Source organism: Bradyrhizobium sp. CCBAU 53415, assembly GCF_028128735.1.
Taxonomy (GTDB): Bacteria; Pseudomonadota; Alphaproteobacteria; order Rhizobiales; family Xanthobacteraceae; genus Bradyrhizobium.
This window is the reverse complement of the sequence record NZ_LBJF01000027.1, coordinates 1,388,395-1,409,178: the sequence shown is the minus strand read 5'-3', so window position 1 is coordinate 1,409,178 and position 20,784 is coordinate 1,388,395. Positions and strand designations below refer to the sequence as shown.

15 protein-coding genes are annotated in these 20,784 nt (G+C 64.7%); 4 read left to right on the top strand and 11 right to left on the bottom strand.

Going from position 1 to position 20,784, the window contains the following annotated elements; translation table 11 throughout:
- The first annotated feature begins 8 nt into the window (after positions 1-8).
- Together XH87_RS34765 and XH87_RS34760 are read left to right on the top strand one after the other, a co-directional pair.
- Positions 9-1,166: an MFS transporter gene (locus XH87_RS34765; RefSeq protein WP_158667884.1), complete on the top strand. Its 1,158-nt coding sequence runs from the start codon at positions 9-11 to the stop codon at positions 1,164-1,166.
- 31 nt (positions 1,167-1,197) lie between these two features.
- The gene (locus tag XH87_RS34760; RefSeq protein WP_271590679.1) at positions 1,198-1,389 is read left to right on the top strand and encodes a hypothetical protein; all 192 of its coding nucleotides are present in this window, start codon (positions 1,198-1,200) and stop codon (positions 1,387-1,389) included.
- Positions 1,390-1,470: 81 nt separating this feature from the next.
- Here the strand turns inward: XH87_RS34760 and XH87_RS34755 are convergent, their stop codons facing one another.
- From XH87_RS34755 to dmeF, 4 genes are all read right to left on the bottom strand, one after another.
- Complete coding sequence (locus XH87_RS34755; protein ID WP_271590678.1) at positions 1,471-3,471, bottom strand: hypothetical protein; 2,001 nt, start codon at positions 3,469-3,471, stop codon at positions 1,471-1,473.
- A 39-nt stretch (positions 3,472-3,510) separates the two neighbouring features.
- Positions 3,511-4,524 carry a phosphatase PAP2 family protein gene (locus tag XH87_RS34750; RefSeq protein ID WP_271590677.1) on the bottom strand — a complete coding sequence of 338 codons (1,014 nt, stop codon included), beginning with the start codon at positions 4,522-4,524 and terminating at the stop codon, positions 3,511-3,513.
- A gap of 159 nt (positions 4,525-4,683) precedes the next feature.
- Positions 4,684-6,516: an adenylate/guanylate cyclase domain-containing protein gene (locus tag XH87_RS34745; protein ID WP_271590676.1), complete on the bottom strand. Its 1,833-nt coding sequence runs from the start codon at positions 6,514-6,516 to the stop codon at positions 4,684-4,686.
- A 296-nt stretch (positions 6,517-6,812) separates the two neighbouring features.
- Positions 6,813-7,781: a CDF family Co(II)/Ni(II) efflux transporter DmeF gene (gene dmeF, locus XH87_RS34740; protein ID WP_271590675.1), complete on the bottom strand. Its 969-nt coding sequence runs from the start codon at positions 7,779-7,781 to the stop codon at positions 6,813-6,815.
- Positions 7,782-7,976: 195 nt separating this feature from the next.
- On the opposite strand from dmeF, the gene XH87_RS34735 reads away from it, so the two are divergent.
- Both XH87_RS34735 and chrA read left to right on the top strand, forming a co-directional pair.
- The gene (locus XH87_RS34735) at positions 7,977-8,795 is read left to right on the top strand and encodes a sulfurtransferase/chromate resistance protein (protein WP_271590674.1); all 819 of its coding nucleotides are present in this window, start codon (positions 7,977-7,979) and stop codon (positions 8,793-8,795) included.
- Positions 8,795-10,180 carry a chromate efflux transporter gene (gene chrA / locus XH87_RS34730; RefSeq protein ID WP_271590673.1) on the top strand — a complete coding sequence of 462 codons (1,386 nt, stop codon included), beginning with the start codon at positions 8,795-8,797 and terminating at the stop codon, positions 10,178-10,180. The genes XH87_RS34735 and chrA overlap by 1 nt, the downstream gene beginning before the upstream one ends.
- 527 nt (positions 10,181-10,707) lie before the next feature.
- Here chrA and XH87_RS34725 read toward each other — a convergent pair.
- From XH87_RS34725 to XH87_RS34695, 7 genes are all read right to left on the bottom strand, one after another.
- Positions 10,708-11,766, bottom strand: coding sequence for a class I SAM-dependent methyltransferase (locus XH87_RS34725; protein WP_158667892.1), 1,059 nt, complete (start codon positions 11,764-11,766; stop codon positions 10,708-10,710).
- A gap of 1,658 nt (positions 11,767-13,424) precedes the next feature.
- Complete coding sequence (locus XH87_RS34720) at positions 13,425-14,969, bottom strand: GMC family oxidoreductase (protein WP_271590672.1); 1,545 nt, start codon at positions 14,967-14,969, stop codon at positions 13,425-13,427.
- Positions 14,970-14,973: 4 nt separating this feature from the next.
- Complete coding sequence (locus tag XH87_RS34715) at positions 14,974-16,524, bottom strand: ABC transporter substrate-binding protein (RefSeq protein ID WP_271590671.1); 1,551 nt, start codon at positions 16,522-16,524, stop codon at positions 14,974-14,976.
- A 285-nt stretch (positions 16,525-16,809) separates the two neighbouring features.
- Positions 16,810-19,068 (bottom strand): DNA topoisomerase IV subunit A, encoded by a 2,259-nt coding sequence (gene parC, locus XH87_RS34710; protein ID WP_271590670.1) that lies wholly within the window; start codon positions 19,066-19,068, stop codon positions 16,810-16,812.
- A gap of 61 nt (positions 19,069-19,129) precedes the next feature.
- Positions 19,130-19,405: a hypothetical protein gene (locus XH87_RS34705; protein ID WP_158669424.1), complete on the bottom strand. Its 276-nt coding sequence runs from the start codon at positions 19,403-19,405 to the stop codon at positions 19,130-19,132.
- 100 nt (positions 19,406-19,505) lie between these two features.
- Positions 19,506-20,258: a DNA repair protein RecO gene (gene recO, locus XH87_RS34700; protein ID WP_271590936.1), complete on the bottom strand. Its 753-nt coding sequence runs from the start codon at positions 20,256-20,258 to the stop codon at positions 19,506-19,508.
- Positions 20,259-20,398: 140 nt separating this feature from the next.
- Positions 20,399-20,779, bottom strand: coding sequence for a hypothetical protein (locus XH87_RS34695; RefSeq protein ID WP_271590669.1), 381 nt, complete (start codon positions 20,777-20,779; stop codon positions 20,399-20,401).
- Between the last annotated feature and the right edge of the window lie 5 nt (positions 20,780-20,784).

The following is a 20,784-nucleotide window of genomic DNA, read 5'->3' as shown; positions in this document are numbered from 1 at the left end:
ACGCGCGGATGACCCAGCGCCAGCTTCCGATCATCCTGGCGCTCGGCACCACGCAGACCCTGGCCTGGGCCTCGAGCTATTATTTGCCGGCGCTGCTCGCCGATCCCATGGCCCGCGACCTCGGCGTCTCCTCCAACTGGATCTTCGGCGCGTTTTCGGCCTCGCTGGTGATCTCGGCAATGCTCGGCCCGCGCATCGGACGGCAGATCGACCTCGTCGGCGGCCGTCAGGTGCTGTCGGCCTCGAACCTGACCATCGCCGCCGGTCTCGTGCTGCTTGGGTTCTCCCAATCGATCGCGGTGATGGCGATCGCCTGGCTCGTGCTCGGCATCGGCATGGCGATGGGGCTCTACGACGCCGCCTTCGCAGCGCTCGGCCGCATCTACGGCACCGAGGCGCGCAAGCCCATTACCGGCATCACGCTGATGGCGGGCTTCGCTTCCACCGTCGGCTGGCCGCTCACCGCCTGGGGCATCGCCCATATCGGCTGGCGCGACACCTGTTTCGCGTGGGCCGCCGCCAACATCCTGATCGGACTGCCGCTCAATTTCATCATGCTGCCGGTGATCAAGGGCGCCAAGCAGGCCGCGTCCACGGCCGAGAAGCCGCATTTGCCGCTCGATCGCACCATGCTCCTGCTCGCCTTCATCTTCGCGGCGGTCTGGACCGTCACCGGCGCCATGGCCGCGCATTTCCCGCGCATCCTCGAGACCACAGGCGCAACGCCGGCCGAGGCGATCGCGGCCGGCGCGCTGATCGGCCCGGCGCAAGTCGGTGCACGCATGCTGGAGGCCGGCTTTCTCAGCCGCTTCCATCCGCTGTGGTCGACACGGCTCGCCTGCCTCACCCACCCGGTCGGAGCCGTGATCGTTGCGATCTTCGGCGGCGCGGCGGCGAGCGCGTTCGCGCTGTTCCACGGCTCGGGCAACGGCATCTTGACGATCGCGCGCGGCACGCTGCCGCTGTCGATCTTCGGCCCGAAGGATTTCGGCTATCGTCTCGGCATCATCGGCGCCCCGGCACGGATGGCGCAGGCGGTGGCGCCGCTCGCCTTCGGCCTGCTGATCGACCTCATGGGCGCCAAGGTGCTGATCGTCTCGTCCGCGCTCAGCCTTTCGGCGCTCGTGGCGCTGTTCCTGATCCGCCCGGGACCGCGGCCAGATTGACCGGGGCAAGGCTTTCGCGCACAAGCGGGCCATGACCGAAAACGCTGGCCCGCCTCGTACGCTCAAAGGCCTCCTGCGGTGGGCGACCACGCCGCCCCAGGCCTGGGGCGTCTATCTTCTCGCCATCCTGCTGGTATGGCTGCTCTCGTTCTATGCCGGCACGCTGAAACCGAAGAAGACCCCGGACGCGAGCCCTCCGACGGTGACCGCGCCGCGGAGCTAAGCCGCTTTGGCCTCGCTGGTCGCAACCCAGATACCGGCGAACACGGCGACCAGCCCGGCCAGAAGATTTCCCGTGATCGGCTCACGGCGGATCGAGATCGCCATCGCCTCGCTTCTCGTCCGGAGGACTGGTTGGAGGATCGTGTGCCGTCAACGACACCCCGTCCGCAACCAGTCGCGCGAGTTGCGGCGCGGCGGCGCTGGTGCCGACGAGGCGAAACACGGCGCCGCTTCGATTGCCCCCGGCGCGTACGCCCTGGAGAGCATCCGATTCGTCGCAGAACAGCGCATAGTCGGGACCGACGCGCCGTGGGTAGGGCCCGGGTCGTGCAGGGCCCGCCGACGAATAAGACGACTTGCGTTTTGGCGCCGAAAGAATGTAGCCGCCGGCCACGTGCACACCCGCGACGCTGTCCGTAGCAATCCCGTTAAGGGTGCCCAGGCGAGAAACAAGCGATCCGCTCCTGTCGAACTCCCCATCGGCATACGTGCAGCCGGACCCGGCCGCGCGGCCGGCCTCCCATCCGGCATCGACAAAATACGAGCGCTTCGCGCCGGTGCGCATGTTCATGTTCGGATCGGTACGCGCCACATAAGCGTGAACCTCGTGCCCGACCTCGATGCCCTCGACCCTGATCTTCCAGTTCCCATGTTCGGGCACCGTGCCGGCTCCGGCGATCGTGGGCTCGACCGCCATCAGCCACACCCTGTCGTCACCCCAGACAACCGGGGCATACGCACCGGTGTAGGGTGGAAGTACGGGTATGCTCGGCGGCGGAGGTGGAGGGGGTGGGGGCGGAGGACCAGCGGTCGATGAGGAGCTACGACCGCCGGGCGAGGTGAGCGTAACGATGACATTGTCCGTGTGGTTCTCCTTCATCCAGACCTCGGCAAAGCAGAGCACGGTGTTGTCGGGAGGAAGGCGCCACGTCCATTCGACATGATCGGGGTCTGCCATGGTTTGCCTGACGAAACGGACGTGCCCCTCGCCCAGATAGGCGTTGCCGGCGGACAGAAAAATATCAAGCTTTGGACTTCCGGAAGTGCCGTCGTAGTAGGTGACAAGCTCCCTCAGCTTGTCCTCGAGCGCCGCGGTGCCGTCGTGAGGTCCGGTCGTCGGTCCGTAGCTGACATTGATCACCACGTTCCTTATCCGGGAATCGACAAATGACATGATGTATTCGATTCCGTCCGCGACGTAGCCCTTCAGCCACACGCCGGTCGCATCACGAAGGCAGCTCTCCGGAAACTGCACGAACACGATATCGGCTTCGCAAGCGGGATCGGTCATGGGATCTCCGGGATTCCAACTCGGCGGATCGCGCCGCGCGATGCGTGCCGAGGGCGGTATGCGTCCTGCGAGGACGTCCATCACATGTGCGCCATGCGAGCGTTGATGCTTGAGGGTCTTGAAACCCGCATCCGCGTAGGAGCCATCCTCGTCGATCGTGTTCGCCCTCTTGTGCAACAGGATCCAGTCGTCGAGCCCAATCACGCCGCCTCCGGACTCTCGGAAGAACTCGAGGCCGTAATTGAAGTCGAACGGCTTCTCGCCGAAGACGTCGGCGCCGACCGGGATCGGGACTCTGGCTGGATCCTCATTCTGATCCCAGATGCCGCGCACGCGCGTCCCGGTCGCAACACCCGCGGTCCATTTGACGAACTGAGCGGCGGCGAACGGACAGCCATCGTCGATCACGCCAATGAGGAGCGATGTCGGCGCTGCTGCGCTCGCGGACCTGTTGCGGAACGCGCCCTTCTTGATGGCCGTCGGCTTCAACGGCAGCGACAGTTCGACCCGGGATACGTTGTCGTTCCATGCCCGGTAACTCTCCGGCCTGACGGCCGCCTTGCGAGCCCGCATGGTCAAATGTCGCGAATTCGGGCTGGTCAGTCCGAATTCCGCGCCGAGGTCGTGACGGCTCATTGCGGTCTTGAAGTCATCGGCCAGTTCGGCCGTCTTGAGCTCCACGAACAGGAACAGCTTCGAATTCTGCTCGTCGAAAAACTCGAAGTTCTTGAAGTCGCTCCCGATCGCGTACCGGAGATACGGGTCGAAGGATTTCGGCAATTCCTTGGCCATGGAAGGTCCTCCGCTGCAACACGCTGAACGAAGCCTCGCCTAGGTGAATTTGTACCAGTCCGTCCACTCGGCCCTGGCCTTTCCCCAAAGCTCATTCATGATGAGGGACTGTGTGATGGGCCCCTCCGGAGATTCCGAGTAGAACTTGTTCGCAGCGAACTGCTGGTCCGGGCTGAACGGATTGAAGTCCGTCCCGGCATTGTTGTCGATGTAGTTGGCGTTGAACGTGCGGCTCTTCGATGCTGTGCTCCCCAGACAACGTCCGACGAAATACTCGCCCAGCGTCACGCCCAACATGCGCCCTGCCATGCTGTCGACCGGAAAATGGAGGCCCGCCACAACACGATTGGTCGCAATGCGCGCCGCCTGACGGTCGAGCTGCTCGATCACCGTCGGGTATCTCGGTGCGAGATTGAGCAGTGCCTTCAATACTTGAGCCACCGCGTAGGTCTGCGTAGCGTGTCCCATCGGGAAGGTGCCGTGACCCGGCGTCGTGATCATCGGCTGCACTTGCGCGTTGTATTCGACCGGGCGCCAGCACGCCAGCGCGTGCTTGAAGCGCATTTCCACATAGACGCAGAACTGCAGCACCATGTTGATGAGTTCGAACGTGCGCCTCGTGCGATCTGGGTGCAGATAGACGATCGACGACCAGAAGGCGTACTGGGGATCAATCTGCGCCATGATCTCAGTGGCTCGTTCGCTGCGCAGCTCGGCCCAGCTGAGAACCATCGGGACCTGCGCCACGAATGTTGCCGGCGCCGGTCGTTGGATTTCCGCGACCAGCGATCCGGACGACCAAACCTGGAACGCGGTGCCGGCTCCCGTCCCGACTTTCGCAAAGCTGATTCCCTGCAGCATCTCGCCGACGGCTATGAAGGCACGAACCCAGGGTTCCCAGCGCTCTATTTGCACCGGGTCTTCAATGCTGGGCAATCCCGGAGCGTAGCAAACTGGCGGCGGCCCCTCGGGAACGATGATCCCTTCACGCTCGAGGATGAGTGCATCCACCATGATGGGATTGGCCCAGACGTCGCCGAGTGTGCCAAGCATCGCCCCTCCGGCCCCTCCGGCGCCGCCCGCTCCGCCTGCACCTCCTGCCCCACCTGCGCCGCCGGCTCCGCCAGCACCACCTGCGCCGCCTGCTCCTCCCGCTCCGCCTAGTTGAGCCATTGCCTGTCTCCTTGTGAAAACAAGTCGGTATGAGGTTCGTCAGCCTGTCGTCGGTAATCCTGCCGCTTCCAGGCAGCGGGCCCAGTGCCTGCCTGTTTCGAGCTGCGCATTCGGGAGGCGCCCGATGTATCGATCCACGGTCAATTGCGGCTCGAGCTCGCGCATCCTGCCCAGGGCTTCGCGGGCCTCCGCTATCCGTCCCTGCGAAACGAGCGCGATAGCAAGGACCCGCCAGGTGGACGGATGCATGCGATTGAGAACGAGAGATGAGCGCGCGAGCTTTTCCGCCTCGTCGTATCGATGCGCCGACAGGAGCGCCGTCGCGCCGAGAGACTCGAAATAATAGCGCTGCGGATCGAGCGGCGAGAGCTCCATCGCGCGGCGCGTTGCTTCCACGGCCGCCTCGCCCTCACCCTTGAAGGCATTGACGGTGCCGCGGTAGAGCCAGCCCAGCGCGTGGCTGGGGTTGGCATCGACGGCCTGGTCGCAGCGCTTTCGAGCGGTCTCCAGGTCCTTCAGCATGTGGCAATAGACGAAGCCCTCGGTCGCAAGCGCAAGCGCATCGGAGGGGTCGCGGTCGAGCGCCGCGTGAGTGGCGCTCAAGGCCTCGGCGGCCTCGCGCTTGCGGTCCTCGGACCAGCCGCGCGTCATGCGCAGGATGTACCAGTTGGCGAGCCAGGCGCGCGGGGCAGCTATCCGGCCGTGGCGATTGATCAGCTCGTCCAGAACCTTGCGCGTCTGGAGAAACTCCTCCCTGCTCGACCGGTGCATCAGGCGGATGCTGCCAAGCAGCAGCGAATAGCTCTCCAGCGTCGGCAACGGCTGGGTCAGGATATGCTCGACCTCGGCATCAAAGACCGACAGATGCACCGCAGCGGCGATGCGGTGAGCCAGTTCGCTCTCCGGCTGCAGCAGGTCGCCGAGACCGCCGCCCAGGCGGTCGGTCCAGACCACCTGGTTGGTCCGCGCCGCCGACAGCTCCGCCGTCACCAGTATCCGGTCCGCATCGACCACATAGCTGCCGCTGAGAATGTAGGTGGCACCGAGATGCGCCGATACTTCCGCCACATCGCTGACCCTGCCGCGGAATGTATTGGTCGACAGACGCGAGATCACCTTGAGGTTCGCCGATTTGGATAGGCGCCAGATCACGCTGTCCGCGATCAGGTTGCCGATGTCGAGATGTTCCTCCGCGTCCCTGCGTGCGTCGAAAGGTATGACGGCGATCGTCGGCTCCATGGGAGTTCCATAGTCTCGCCGAGCGGCGAGGCTCGGATGTGGACTGGCCGGGCCAACGCGGTAGGCGCGAACCGGCTTGTCAAAGTGCTTGAGGATACAGTCGCCCAAATCTTCGCACAGCGCATCCACTCCATGCGTCAGCTCGTCGCGCGCCGCAGCGCTGCCAATCGTCTCCCCCGGATTAGCCAGGCTGGCAAGAGCCGCCGCCAGCTGCTCATGCGCGGCCTCGCTGGCGATCGTTTCACCGGGACCGGCAAGGGTTGCGAGCCGGGCTGCAAGGTTGATACCGGTGCCATAGAAGTCGATGCCGTCGCTCCAGGCGGTGGAAGCGTTGATCCCTGCACGAAGCTGGAAGTGTTGATCTTCGGGACGCCCGGTATTCTGAGCAGCGATGCTCCGGTGCATGTCGGCCGCGGCATTGACGGCATCAGGCACCGACTCGAAGCGGGCCATCAGCCCGTCTCCAAGGCTTTTCACGAGGCCGCCGCGATAGCGCGGCAGAATCTGGCCGGTGGCAAGTTGGACGAAGTCGGTCCATCGGCGCACCGCGGATGCCTCGTGCTGCCGCATCAGCCGCACGGACTCGACGAGGTCAACCAAGAGGACCACAGTGTCCTGCTGCACGAGGCCCATTGCTCGTCTCTCCGAAGCCCGGCCTCCACTGACCGGACTCTCAGGTGAATGGCCCTTAAGGCCGGTGCTGTTTCACTTCCCTGATCTCGACCGGACCTTGCCCGGCAGTTGCCAATTCGGCGGCAGCCCTCATCGAGCGCACGTAACTCCATACTGCGCACGCGGCCGCTCGGTTATGAACCAGATCACGATTTTGCGAAATGCCCGGCCGGGCCGCATCCGCGGCAGACATGCACAACCCACGACAAACAACACAAGCTTCTTCCCGTCATGCGAGAATTCACGTTCATTCGCCGCTAATGCGGACACGTCTCCACCTCGACGGTGACGTGGCTGAGACCTTTCAATCCCGCCAGCCGCCGCTTGTAGACGGCCGGCTGCTTCGGCTTGTCCGACACCACCGAGAGCAGCACGGCACAATGGCCGGGCCCGACCTGCCAGAGATGGAGGTCGGTGACGCGATCGTCGCCGACCTCCATACGGGCCCGGATCACCCGTTCCAGCTTCTCGTCGGCGCGCACGTCGAGCAGCACCGCACCCGATGACTTGACCAGGCCGAACGCCCAGCTGGCGATCACGGCGCTGCCGATCAGGCCCACGGCCGGATCGGCCCAAACCCAGCCCGAATACATGGCGACGGCGAGCGCTGCGATCGCCAGCACCGAGGTCGCCGCATCCGTCATCACATGGACATAGGCCGCGCGAAGGTTGTTGTCGTGGTGATGGTGACGATGGCCGTGACGATCGTGGTCGTGGTCATGATCGTCGTGATCATCATGGTCGTGACCGTGATGGTGATGATGATCGTGGCTATCGCGCAGCAGCCACACGCTGGCGAGATTGACGCACAAGCCGAGGGCAGCCACCGCCATGGCTTCGCCGTACACGATCGGCACCGGCGTGATCAGCCGCAGCACGCTCTCATAGGCGATCTCGACGGCAATCAGGCCCAGGATGATCGCGCTGGCGAAGGCGGCAAGATCCCCGAACTTGCCGGTGCCGAAGGTGAAATGCGCATTCCCCAGATGCCGGCGCGCGAAGCGATAGGCGAAGGCGGCAATGCCGAGCGCCGCCGCGTGGGTGCCCATGTGCCAGCCGTCGGCCAGCAGCGCCATCGAGCCGTACAGCGAGCCTGCCACGATCTCGCCGACCATCATGACCAGCGTCAGGACGACCACGAGCCAGGTGCGGCGCTCGTTCTCGTCATGCGTCTCGCCCAGGAACGCGTGGTCGTGGGTCCATGGTTCGATGGAATGGGAATGCATCGAATTCTCCGGAATAATCAGGTCAGTCAGCGTGCAGTATAGACGGCGGGCACCAATTTCCTAAGACCCAAACGCTCCGCGGATTGACAGTGCTGCCTGGTTTCGCTGTAATCTGCGCCATGGGGATCGAGCGATCTCCCCACGAGGCGACAGGCCCAAGCATCGCGTCCCGTTCGTTTTTTGCGAGGACGCATCATGTCTACATTCACGACCATCTCGTCTGACAAAATGGCACGGCTGATCGGCACGGCGAACGCGCCTGCACTGATCGATGTGCGCACCGAGGAGGATTTTACCGCCGACCGGCGGCTGATCCCTGGCTCCGTCAGGCTCAGCCACGCCAATGTGACGGATTGGGGCGGCGCCTTCGCGCGCCGCCGCGCCGTCGTGTCCTGCTTCCGCGGCGAGAAGCTCGCGCAAGGCACCGCGGCCTGGCTGCGCCAGCTCGGGGTGCAAGCGGAGACGCTGGAGGGCGGCTTCGAGGGCTGGAAGGCGGCCGGGCTGCCGCTGGTCGATGCCCGCAAGCTGCCGCCACGCGATGCCGAGGGCCGCACCGTCTGGGTCACTCGGGCGCGTCCGAAGGTCGATCGCATCGCCTGCCCATGGCTGATCCGCCGCTTCGTCGATCCCAGCGCCGTGTTCCTGTACGTAGCGCCGTCGGAAGTGGTGGGGGTGGGCGAGCGCTTTGGTGCCGCCCCCTTCGACATCGAGAACGTGTTCTGGAGCCACCGTGGCGAGCTCTGCACCTTCGACGTGATGATCGAGGAATTCGGGATCGCAACGCCGGCCCTGCTTCGCCTCGCGACGCTGGTGCGCGGCGCCGACACCGCGCGGCCGGATCTGGCGCCGGAGGCGCCCGGCCTGCTCGCGGCCTCGCTCGGGCTGTCGCGGATGTACGACGACGACCTCGAACAGCTCAAGGCCGGCATGACGCTCTACGATGCCTTCTACCGCTGGTGCCGCGACGCCACCGCCGAGACCCACAACTGGCCGACCAACAAGGTGAAGGCGTAATGGACACCCGTAACGTTCAATCAGGAGCTGACGCCGGTCACGGCGTCAGCTTCAACGAAGCGTTCCGCGTCTGGCTTCGCGTCGCGAGCCTGAGTTTCGGCGGGCCCGCGGGCCAGATCGCGGTGATGCACCGCATCCTGGTCGAGGAGAAGAAGTGGATCTCCGAACGCCGTTTCCTGCATGCGCTGAACTATTGCATGCTGCTGCCGGGCCCGGAGGCGCAGCAGCTCGCGACCTATGTCGGCTGGCTGATGCACCGCACCGCCGGCGGGCTGTTGGCGGGCGGGCTGTTCATCCTGCCCGGCATCATCGCCATCATGGGCCTCAGCTACGTCTACGCGGCATTCGGCAATGTCAGCCTCATTGAGGCGCTGTTCTTCGGCCTCAAGGCCGCCGTGCTCGCCATCGTCGTCGAGGCCGTGGTGCGCGTCGGCAAGCGCGCGCTGAAGAGCCGCATCATGATCGCGCTCGCGGCCGCGGCCTTCGTCGCGATCTTCTTCTTCGCGGTGCCCTTCCCGATCATCATCATCGCCGCCGGCCTCGTCGGCTATGCCGGCGCGCGCAGCGGCCGACCGGAATTTGCCCCGGCCGGTCACGGCCATGGCGCTAGCAGCGCCGCGATCGACAGCATGCTCGGCGAGGCCGCGCCCGACCATGTCAGGCCCGACACCGCGCGCGCGGTCCGCGTCGGTGCGCTGTGGCTGGCGCTCTGGCTGGTCCCGGTGATGGTGTTGTTGCTCGCGCTTGGGCAAGGCAATGTCTTCAGCCAGATCGCGCTGTTCTTCTCGAAGATGGCGCTGGTCACCTTCGGCGGCGCCTACGCCGTGCTGGCCTATGTCGCCCAGCAGGCGGTCGAGCATTATCACTGGCTGAAGCCGCACGAGATGCTCGACGGACTCGGCATGGCCGAGACCACGCCGGGCCCGCTGATCATGGTGCTCCAGTTCGTGGGCTTCATGGCGGCCTATCGCGATGCCGGCGGCCTGTCGCCGATGCTCGCAGCCACGCTCGGCGGCCTGCTCGCGACCTGGGTCACCTTCACGCCCTGCTTCCTCTGGATCTTCGTCGGCGCGCCCTATATCGAGCGCCTGCGCGGCAACACGGGCCTCGCCGGCGCGCTCAGCGCAATCACCGCCGCCGTGGTCGGCGTGATCCTCAACCTCTCGATCTGGTTCGCGCTGCACACGCTGTTCCGAGAGACCGTGCCGTTGCATGCGTTTCCGCTGAACTTCGACATGCCCGTGCTGAGGAGCGTCGACATCCCCGCTCTCGTGCTCTCCATCGCCGCGGCGACGGCGATCTTTCGGTTCAAGCTGGGCATGCTGACGGTGCTCGCGGGCAGTTGCGCCGCGGGTGTGGCGCTGCGACTAGGGGCAGTCATCTAGGACGTGTAGTCACGTCCGGTGCGCACAATGCGTTGCACGATCAGCGATCTGGATTGGGGACCCATTCCTCCGCGGTTGAGTCCCAATGATGGGTGTCGTCGAAGTGCTTCCAGAGCGGTGGCCCTTGCTTGCTTTCGCCGTTCTGCCGGTTTGTGCGTGTGCGGCGTTGGACGACAAGGGCCACAGCCATAACTACCCATTCGCGAGCACTGTGTCGGAAGTTCCATTTGATTGCCGCGAGCATGGATGCCTCCGTGAAAGTGGGGCTTTCCTCACCTTAGTCCGCACCAAGGGCGCACACATGTAAACTACTTCACAGGCGGTCAAGATCTTGGACGTCGCCGAGGGCGATCACTGCGCGGTGAACGCGAGCAAGTCATCGGCTTGTCCTTTCCGTTTCAGGGTCAAAGGCAGCGCTCGCCGACCGGACGGATTCTGCCCTACTTCGTCCAAGACATGTCACTGCGGTCTGCGTGCCTGCGCCACCTCCACCCCTTCACGCACCCCGGCGGCCAGTTAGAAGATTGCTATGGACGGGCCTCGAGGATCAAATTGAACGGAGTTTCGGCGGCGCGGCGGAAGCGCGTAAACCCGGCCTGCTGAGCCACATCCCGCAGTCTTGCCTCGCCAGCCTGCGCCCCTAGCGCCAAGCCCACTTCTTGGTCGAGGGATGCAGGTGTACAGATCATGGTCGAAGCTGCGTAATAGATGCGCCCGATCGGGTTGAGATTATCCTCGAGCCGGTCATTGGCGAACGGCTCGACCAGCATGCAGGTCCCGTCCGGAGCCAAGCTCTCGCGCACATGTTTGAGAGCACCCACGGGATCACCCATGTCATGGAGACAATCGAAGAAGCAGATCAGATCATAGGCGTCGCCGGGATAACTCTTTGCCGAGTGAACATCGAACGTGATGCGATCCGCCAGACCGGCTTCCTTCGCGCCAAGCCGGGCGGCTTCGATCGAGCCCTCGTGGTAGTCGAAGCCGAAAAAGCGGGAGTTCGGGAAGGCTTGCGCCATGAGCCGAGTGGACACGCCATGGCCGCAACCAACATCGGCGACTTTGGCCCCGCGCTCCAACTTTTCCATGACACCAGTGAGCGCAGGTAGCCACTCCTGAACGAGATGATGTCTGTACGAGGTTCGAAAAAAGCGAGCGGTGCCACAGAACAGGCATTCGCTGCGCCGGTTCCAACCGACACCTCTGCCGCTCCTGAACGCGTCCGATATTTTCGGCTCGTCCAAAAACGTGGCGGCAACCACGTTGCCGACAGCGCCCAGGAAGACGGGACTGTCTTCATTGGCGAGGGCGAGCACCTGCTCGGGCTGCATCGAGAACTTGTTGTTCTCCGGATCATATTCCACGTAGCCGGAGGCGGCCTGAGTTGCGAGCCATTCTCGAACGTAGCGTTCGGCGGTGCCTGTCGCCTGCGCCAGTTCCGTGGAATTCATCGGCCCCCGCTCCGCGAGGGCCTTGTAGAGCCCGAGCTTGTCACCGAGCAGCATAAGCGAGGCGCTCATAGCTGCACCGAGATCTCCGATCATCTTCCCCATGAAGGCATTGAGGCGTTCTTCGTTGACTTCCATGATGTTCCTCCCAGGCAATCTTCACCGGCAAAAGCATTCGATCGGGCCGAGCCGCATTGCCCGCGTGCTGCTGGAGCTCGACAATAGCCATGCCCATGCTGCCGCGCCCTCAACCGGGATGGCAATTCAATGTGTGACAGCTGCAGGCGGCCCGACAAGCCAGTCCACGTTCCATTGCAGAGGCGCAGATCGAAGCCGACAACCCGTTTGCCCGCGGGCGAGCTTCGGTTGGCCGGGCCTTGCGCCCGCAAGTGTACTTTCCATCGCAAAGTGGAATGGGCCCGGAATGGAAGCAGCAATCCCCGCAACAATGGGCTCGCCTAGCGATGTCGCTGCGATCGTGATCGTCACCACAGATATGGTGACTACAAGCACATAGGTCACAATTCCCATCGAAATGTGCTTTGTCATGAGTCGAGCCCTCACAACCAAAATGAAGTCCTGCGCAGCTTAGCTCGTACGCGAATGAGTATTTGAACAGGCGTTCACCGCACGTGAGGTGCTTGTTGCGTTTATAGACCAGTCGTGAACAATGGTGTAGCAGCGATCCAGACCTAGTCTGAGCCAAGAGGCCTTGCGGCTCCTTGACGCTCGGGAAACGTAGCTGTCGTAGCCACAGATCGCGCATTCGTTGTTCTCAATATCTTGGGTTGTATATTCGCGACCACGACAGGCATGGCAACGCGTCTTCGCCTGCGGCGTAGACCGCTTTGTCCGCTTCAGGCGGAGCGACTTGCGTTCGCCCGCGAAAGTTGCCGTTCATGAGCACATGCTCTCAAGGCAAAAGCCCATAACCAATGTCCAATCGACCATTGCCCGTCGGGCGAGCCAGCCGCGCGCCCTGACCTCGATCCTGTCAAGCCCCCTTCTCGCAAAATATTCCACTTTACCGAAATTCGGATTTGTCGTACAAGCAGGACACCCTGGCCCGAGACGAGGGGCGGATCGCGATCGTCACGAACCGCGGGCTGGGCAGCGATGGACGCGACGGCGTCGGGCGCGAGAGGCATTGCAGGGCGGGACACCGTGAGCAATGGCTCCTGCGCCAACGACACGGCGCTGACAGCGTCTTCGCATGGCTTCGGGGGCGAGCACACGCCACCCCTCGGATTCCCAGCGAGGACGTGCGCGGACGGAGAAGTCGTGTGGTCCCGACGCCCGGGGTCTGTGCGTCAAGGCTTGCGGCGATGCGGCGGCCGACCGGCACGCGCATCGATCAGCTGCAAGGCGACGGGGGCAATAGTGCATCGCTCCCCGAGGAGAGCACGAAGGACACCGTTAAAACCATTCGCGCAGGGAAGGCCGGGCGACCGGCAACACCTGTGGTCCACCCCGTGTGCATTCTGTCGCGCACGGACTCGGGTGCCAGCCGGCGCCCGGCCTTCCCTGCGCTCTCGTCTTTGCGGGCGCGGCACATGAAGCAAAACTCGGGCGAGGCGCGCCGCGAGAAGGAGAACTCTTGCCCGTTATTTGAAACGTGTATCGGAGCGTCGACTGGTCAGGCCCCACTCTCAGTGTCATCGCCCGCGAAAGGCGGGCGATCCAGTACTCCGAGACGGTTGTGGTTGGGTCGATAGGCCGCGGCGTACTGGATGCCCCCGCCTTCGCGGGGCATGACACCGTTGTTATGGCAGCGGACCGCGGCCAAGTTGCACTCCCTACCGCATCATCATCCGCGCGATCGCCTCGCCGATCACCACTGTCGTGAAATGGGTGTTGGCGCGGCAGTCGGACGGCATGATCGAGGCGTCGGCGACACGCAAGCCGGAGATGCCCTTCACCGTGCCGTCAGGGTTGACGACGCCATCAGCGTCGCCGACGCCGCTCATGCGGCAGCTGCCGGCGGCGTGCTGGATGTCGCCGGTCTCACGGCGCAGCACCGCGTCGAGCTCGTGATCCGGCAGGCTGGCGGCCTGCGGCAGCGTCAGATCGGTGTCCGCGAGCCGGATCCAGTCGGCAACGCCCGAAAGCGCCGGCTGCGACGTGATCACGGCAAGGCGCTTCACCGCGTCCATCATGCGCAGCATGTCGCGGGGGTCGGCGAGCATGTTCTCCTCGACGACAGGATCGATCGCGGGATCGGTCGAGGCCAGCTTGAGCGTCCCACGCGAATACGCGTTGAACAGCCCGGCGCCGATCGCACCCGGGACGCCGATGCCGCGATGGTTGAACGCGATCAGGATCATGTCGCGCTTGCCGCCATTGGCGAGGCCCGACGAATAGGTCACGCAGCAATTGGTGTGTCGCGTATCGGGATCGGTGGGGCGAAGCTCCTCCCGGAGCTGGATCGTGGCGCGAAACAGCGGGTGGTCGAAGAAGTGGCGGCCCACCGGCAGATCGCGCGCGACAGCGATCCCCATCGCCTTCAATTCCTCTGCCGGTCCGATGCCCGAGCGCAGCAGGATCGCCGGACTGTGGATGGCGCCGGCGCAGAGCACGATCTGGCGCGCGCTGATCTCCTGGGTGCCCTGCCCCTCGATGTGGACGCGCAGGCCGGTCGCCCGTCCTTCGCTGATCAATACGCGATCGACCAGCGCATGCCCGCGGATTTCCAGATTGGCGCGGCCGCGCGCAGGCTCGAGATAGCCCTCATTGGTGGTGATGCGGCGGCTGTCGCGGCTGTTGATGGGATAGCAGGCGACGCCCTCGCCATCAGGACCATTGACGTCGGCGCACCAGGGATAGCCGCTGGCCAGCGCGGCGTCGCGCAGGCCACGATCGATCGGGCCCCATTTTTCCGGCGGCGCGCGATAGACCGGCAACGGCCCGCCGCGGCCGTGGCCCTCGGCATCGCCGAATTCCAGATCGTCCTCGATCACGGAGAACAGCGGCATCACCTCCTTCGCCGACCAGCCGGTGCAGCCATTGGCCGCCCATTCGTCGAAGGCATCCGCAACGCCGCGGATGGCGATCTGGCCATTCATCATCGACGAGCCGCCGAGCCCCTTGCCGCGCCAGTAGAAGCGTGGCTCCTGCCCCGCCACCCGGCGCGTCAGCAGATCGGGCCACTGCCATTTCTCCTGGTACTCGCGCTTGTGGATGATCGGGATCGGGTTCGGCGTCCTCACTTCCCAGGGCGCTTCATCGGCGCGCCAGTCGAGGCCGGCCTCAAGCAGCAGCACGCGACGTGCGGGATCTTCGGAGAGCCTTGCGGCCACGGCCGCGCCGGCGGAGCCACCGCCGACAACAATGACATCGTACATCGCGTTACTTCTCAACGTTCCAGAACACCGGGATGGCGGACGGTATCAGACCGCGCAGGGTCGCGCGATAGGCGGCCGGCTGGGCGAACTGGCCCCACGGAATTGCGGGTGCCTGATCGTACATGACGGCCTGGATATCGCCCGCGATCTTCTTGCGGTCCTCCTCGGCCGGCGCCTTGGCGAAGGCTTCCAGCAACGGCGTGATGCGCTGATCGCATTGCCAGCCTGTGAAGTCGGCGCAATTGAACGCCACCATGATGTTGGTCAGCGGCGAGCCCAGATCGAAGCCGCCGGCGTGGACGCCGTAAACGCTCCAGCCCTCCTTCTTGGCGCGGCGCGCCAGCACGCTCGCCCAGTCCATCACCTGCAGATCGACGTTGAAGCCGACCGCCTTCAGCCGCTCGGCCAGCACCTGCGCCGAGACGCGCGGCGCTTCGAGATCGTTGGCCTCCATCACGACCACCGGCTCGCCGGCATATTTTGTCGCCTTCAGTGCGGCTTTCGCCGCTTCTATCGACGGATTGGCGGCGGCTTCCGTGCCGGCCTTGCTCTCATAGGTGGTCCCGCAGGTGAAGAACGTCGCGCAGGGCGTGGCGTATTTGGCATCGAGGCCGAGCGCATCCAGCACCTCGCGCTGGTCGACCAGCTTCCACAGCACGCGACGGATGGCGGGATCGTCGAACGGCTTCGACGCGGCGTTGAGGCGATAGGCGCCGGCAAACATGTTGCCGCCGGTGAAGTTGACGACCTTGATGCGCGAATTCTTCTCCATCTGCGGCAACAGATCGAACGGCGCATATTGCATGAAGTCGACTTCGCCGGCCTGGAGCGCGGACGCCGCGGTCGATCCGTCCGGGATGACGCGGATCTCGAGCGTGTCGACGTTGACGCGCTTGCCGCCGGCCAGGAAGTCGGCGGGCTCGGGACGCGGTACGTAGTCGGCGAACTTCTTCAGGATCATGCGATCGCCGGTGCGGTGATCAGCCTTGCTGTAGACGAACGGGCCGGAGCCGATAATCTCGGTGATGCGCTGGTCGCCGGGTGTCTTGGCGATGCGCTCCGGCATCATGAAGGCCACGGGGCTGACGGGATTGCCGAGCGCGTCGATGACGAGCCCGGATGGCTCCTTCAGCGTCAGCACGAAGGTCTTGGCGTCGGTCGGCTCGAGCGAAGTCGTAATCGCGGAAATACGGCGGCCGAGCGCGTTGCGGGTGCCCCAGCGGCGCAGCGAGGCAACGCAATCGGCCGCCGTCACCGGCTGGCCGTCATGCCATTTCAGGCCGTCGCGCAGCGTGAACGTGTAGGTCAGACCATCGGCGGAGACCTTCCAGTCCTGCACCATCTGCGGCTTGACGTCGCCCTTGGAGTCCTTCGCAAACAGCGTGTCGAACACCATGTAGCCGAACGTGCGCGAAATGTAGGCTGGCGAGAAAATCGGATCGAGCGTGACGATTTCCGCCTCGAGCACCGCGACGAGATTGCCTGCCGCATGCGCGGGCGCGGATACCAGCGCGAGACCGAGCAGCGCGGGAATGAAAGATTTCAGTTTGAACATTGGTGCCTTTTTTTGCTGCTTATCGAAAGTTCACTTGCAGCGGCGAAAAAGCAATGTTCGTGCCCGATCGACGGAGGCACTCATGCACACGCGACTATCTGGTACGCGCCTGCGGGATACGCACTTCTGAGTTGGAGAGCGGTGCAATCGCATCCCGTCATGCGAGCCACCGGGTCCGCGCGAAGCGCGGCCCGATACAGGCTCCGCGAAGCAATCCAGAATCCCTCGACGGAAAGGCTGGATTGTTTCGCTGCGCTCGCAATGACGATGAGGCGGCAGTCGCGCCTATCCGATCACCTTGCCGAACTTGTTCGACTTCGGGAACCCCTTCGGCGGCAGCCGGCCGGCGTCGGCGCGGGTGCCTTGCCACTCAGCGAGCTCCTTCATGGTCGCCGAGAATTCGCGGCCCGCGGAGTCCTTCCAGGTCAGGCCGGCCTTGGCGTCGAACACGGCAACGTCCGAGAGCCCGCCATCCTTGTACTTCTGCAGGCGCACGCCGCGGCCGCGCGCCATCTCCGGCACCTGGTCGAGCGGGAAGACCAGCATCTTGCGGTTCTCGCCGATGACCGCGACGGTGTCGCCGAGCACTTCGGTGATCGCGCGCGCCTCGTTCGGCATGTCGACGTTGAGGACCTGCTTGCCCTTCTTGGTGGTGCCGACGCAATCGTCCTCGTTGACGACGAAGCCCTGGCCCTCGTGGCTCGCGACCAGGAATTTGCGTCCGCCCTTGTGGACGAACAGCGCGACGGGCGCAGCTTCCTGCTCGAGGTCGATGAACAGGCGGATCGGTTCGCCGTGGCCGCGGCCGCCCGGCAGCTTCGCGACATCGAGAGAGTAGAACTTGCCGTTGGTCGCGAACAGCAGCAGCTTCGAGGTCGTCTCAGCGAAGAAGGCGAAGCCGAGCTTGTCGTCCTGCTTGAAGGCGAGCCCGGAGAGATCCTCGACATGCCCCTTCATGGTGCGGATCCAGCCCTTGTCGGAGACCACGACCGTCACCGGCTCGCGCTCGACGAAGGCTTCCTCGATCGCGGCGAGATCGTGCTCGGGCGCGTCGGCAAAGGTGGTGCGGCGCTTGCCGAGCGGCGTCTTCGGCCCGAACATGTCGCGGACCTTGCCGACCTGCTCGCCGACCTTCTTCCACTGCTCCGCTTCGGAAGCGAGCACCGCGTTGATGCCCTTGAGCTCGGCACGAAGGTTCTTGTCCTCGGTGCGGATCTCCATTTCCTCGAGCTTGCGCAAGGAGCGCAGGCGCATGTTGAGGATGGCTTCGGCCTGCACCTCGGTGAGCTTGAACTCCTTCATCAACGCCGGCTTCGGCTCATCCTCGGTGCGGATGATCTTGATCACCTTGTCGATATTCAGATAGGCGATCAGGAAGCCGCCGAGGACCTCCAACCGGTGCTCGATCTGCGCCTTGCGATAGTTGCTGCGGCGGATCAGCACGTCGCGCAGATGATCGAGCCATTCGCGCAGGGCTTCGGCAAGGCCGACCACCTTGGGGATGCGGCCCTTGATCAGCACGTTGAGGTTCAGCGGAATCTTGTTTTCGAGCTCGGTCAGCCGAAACAGCGATTCCATCATCAGTGCGGGATCGACGTTCTTCGACTTCGGCTCGATGACGATGCGGACGTCTTCGGCCGACTCGTCCCTGATGTCGCCGACCAGCGGCAGCTTCTTCTGGTCCTGAAGCTCGGCGATCTTCTCGATCAGCCGCGACTTCTGCACCAGGAAGGGAATCTCGGTGACGACGACGACCCAGGTGCCGCGCGCGCCCTCCTCCTGCTGCCATCTGGCGCGGACGCGGAACGAGCCTCGGCCGGTGGTGTAGGCTTCGGCGATCGCCTGCTTGGAATCGACGCAGATGCCGCCGGTCGGGAAATCCGGGCCCTTGACCCACTTCAGCAGCGCCCTGGATTTCGCGTCGGGCTTCTCGATCAGGTGGAGCGCGGCGTCGCACAGCTCGGCGGCGTTGTGCGGCGGAATCGAGGTCGCCATGCCGACCGCGATACCCTGCGCGCCGTTGGCGAGCAGGTTCGGGAAGCCGCCGGGCAGCACGACGGGTTCCTTCGACTGGCCGTCGTAGTTGGCGCGGAACTCGACACCGTCCTCGTCGATGCCCTCGAGCAGAAGCCGCGCGACGTCGGTCATGCGCGCTTCGGTGTAGCGATAGGCGGCGGGATTATCGCCGTCGATATTGCCGAAATTGCCCTGGCCGTCGACCAGCGGATAGCGCGAGGAGAAATCCTGCGCGAGGCGGACCATGGCGTCGTAGATCGCCTGGTCGCCGTGCGGATGGAACGAGCCCATCACGTCGCCGACGATCTTGGCGGACTTCTTGAAGGCGGTGCCGGGATCGAGCCGAAGCAGGCGCATGCCGTAGAGGATCCGCCGATGCACGGGCTTCAGGCCATCGCGCGCGTCCGGCAGCGCGCGATGCATGATGGTGGAGAGCGCGTAAGCGAGATAACGCTCTTCCAGCGCCTCGCGCAGCGGCACCTCGTGGATTTCGGCCGGTTCTTCCGGCGGAACGATTCGTTTTCCCATGCCGCCCGGTTAAACCGTGGAGGCGAATCGGGCAAGGATCGATTGGTTCCCTGTGGGCGGCCTACTGGCCGGCCCAGCCGGCCGTGAAGGTCTGAGTTTTGGCCTGAGTGGGCGCCGGCGCATTGGTCAGGCAACGCCGAGCGGCCTCGATCTCGGCCTCGGTCGCGCCATGGGACCGCGCCCATGTCTCTGCGGCTGCAGCGGAATATTTCGCCACATAGTACCGGACGACCGTGCAGGAAGCCCTGCGAACCACACCCGGCTGCGGCTCGCCGGCCATTGCATCAGGCGCGAACGCAAGCAGCGCCGTGGACAAGGCGAATCCCCTGATCAACATTTAGGCTGTCCCCGTTGTGGAACCCCGAAGGCGAACTCGACCGGCCCGATTTCGTTCCGGGGAACTCCATGCCCGGGGGCAATGCAGAATCCCGCTCGGCTCATGGCGCAGGGATCGCCGCCCTCGCCTGCTGCCGTATCAAGGCATTGATGAAGCCGGCCCGCGCGTCGGAATGGCCCTGCCCGCGTGGCTCCAGCACGTGGCGCAGCAGGAAAAGGCCGGTCAGCCGGAAGCCGTCCTGGAGATCCTGCTCGGTGAGATCGCTCGCGGTTTCACCTTGGCGCAGGAACGGCGGCAGGCGCAACAGCCGGTCGCGCCACGGCTCGCCCGCGCCGCGCGACACCGCACCGCCGGATTTCGGCGAGACATAGATCAGGTCCGTGGTCTCGCCCGTCACCGCACAATTGTCCAGCGCCAGGCCGAAACCCAGCTCGGCGAGCATCGCCAGCTCGAAATGGATGACGTGCACGGCCGCGCTGCCGATATCGTCGAAATCCTCGAGCGAATGTTCGAGCAGCGCAAAGATGTCTTCGTGCGGATCGCGTTCCGGCAAGAGCCGCGCGATCGAAGCCAGATGGGTGACGCCGTAGACGCCGTGCGACGATGCCAGCAGCGTCGCGGCACGCAGCTTCAATCCCTCGATCGCATAGGTACCGAGATGCTCGTCGAGCCGCGCCCGCCACACCGCGCTGACGCTGTTGCCGGGCTGCAGGAGCGGCCGCATCCGCGAGCCGGCCCCTCCGCGCACGAGGCCGAGATGCCGGCCGTGCGCGCGCGTCAGCAGCTCGACGATGGCGCTGCTCTCGCCATGCCGCCGCACGCCCAGCACGATGCCTTCATCGGTCCATTCCATGGAGGGAATACTACAGGATTCCAGTCGGGAGCGCAGCGCCATCCCCCGTCATTCCGGGGCGCCTCGAAGAGGCGAACCCGGAATCTCGAGATTCCGGGTTCGATGCTTCGCATCGCCCCGGAACGACAGAACAGATCAATTCACGCGTTGAACCAGCCCTTCGCATCGCCGGTGAAGGAGCAATACAGCCCCATCGTCGTCAGCGCGCAGGAGACGATCTCGATGGCGCTGTCGAGCTCCATGCCCTTCTCGCCGATGATCTGGCCGAGCGAGATCACCGACAGCACGAGGGCCGCCGCCAGCACCCAGCGCGGCCAGTTCTTGCGCCAATGCGCGGCCAGCCAGACGAAATAGACGAGGAGCAGGATCATGCCGCCGGCGAGCAAGGTCGCCGTCATGATCGTCTGCTCGGTCATCTCCGCATTGGGCGTGCGGTCCTGCACCGCGACCGAGAGGGCATCCAGCATCAACGATGCATAGAGCAGCGCTTCGAAGCGCCGGACGTTGCTGGGCACGCTCATCGGAT

Coding starts and splice junctions, on each gene's coding strand:
- XH87_RS34750 (WP_271590677.1), bottom strand. CDS start 4,524: ATGCTTGGCACACTCGGCGACGTCTGGGCCAATCCCATCATGGTGGAT.
- XH87_RS34725 (WP_158667892.1), bottom strand. CDS start 11,766: ATGGAAGTCAACGAAGAACGCCTCAATGCCTTCATGGGGAAGATGATC.
- XH87_RS34715 (WP_271590671.1), bottom strand. CDS start 16,524: ATGTTCAAACTGAAATCTTTCATTCCCGCGCTGCTCGGTCTCGCGCTG.
- XH87_RS34755 (WP_271590678.1), bottom strand. CDS start 3,471: ATGGCCAAGGAATTGCCGAAATCCTTCGACCCGTATCTCCGGTACGCG.
- XH87_RS34705 (WP_158669424.1), bottom strand. CDS start 19,405: ATGTTGATCAGGGGATTCGCCTTGTCCACGGCGCTGCTTGCGTTCGCG.
- recO (WP_271590936.1), bottom strand. CDS start 20,258: ATGGAATGGACCGATGAAGGCATCGTGCTGGGCGTGCGGCGGCATGGC.
- parC (WP_271590670.1), bottom strand. CDS start 19,068: ATGGGAAAACGAATCGTTCCGCCGGAAGAACCGGCCGAAATCCACGAG.
- XH87_RS34765 (WP_158667884.1), top strand. CDS start 9: ATGACCCAGCGCCAGCTTCCGATCATCCTGGCGCTCGGCACCACGCAG.
- XH87_RS34760 (WP_271590679.1), top strand. CDS start 1,198: ATGACCGAAAACGCTGGCCCGCCTCGTACGCTCAAAGGCCTCCTGCGG.
- chrA (WP_271590673.1), top strand. CDS start 8,795: ATGGACACCCGTAACGTTCAATCAGGAGCTGACGCCGGTCACGGCGTC.
- dmeF (WP_271590675.1), bottom strand. CDS start 7,781: ATGCATTCCCATTCCATCGAACCATGGACCCACGACCACGCGTTCCTG.
- XH87_RS34720 (WP_271590672.1), bottom strand. CDS start 14,969: ATGTACGATGTCATTGTTGTCGGCGGTGGCTCCGCCGGCGCGGCCGTG.
- XH87_RS34695 (WP_271590669.1), bottom strand. CDS start 20,779: ATGAGCGTGCCCAGCAACGTCCGGCGCTTCGAAGCGCTGCTCTATGCA.
- XH87_RS34745 (WP_271590676.1), bottom strand. CDS start 6,516: ATGGGCCTCGTGCAGCAGGACACTGTGGTCCTCTTGGTTGACCTCGTC.
- XH87_RS34735 (WP_271590674.1), top strand. CDS start 7,977: ATGTCTACATTCACGACCATCTCGTCTGACAAAATGGCACGGCTGATC.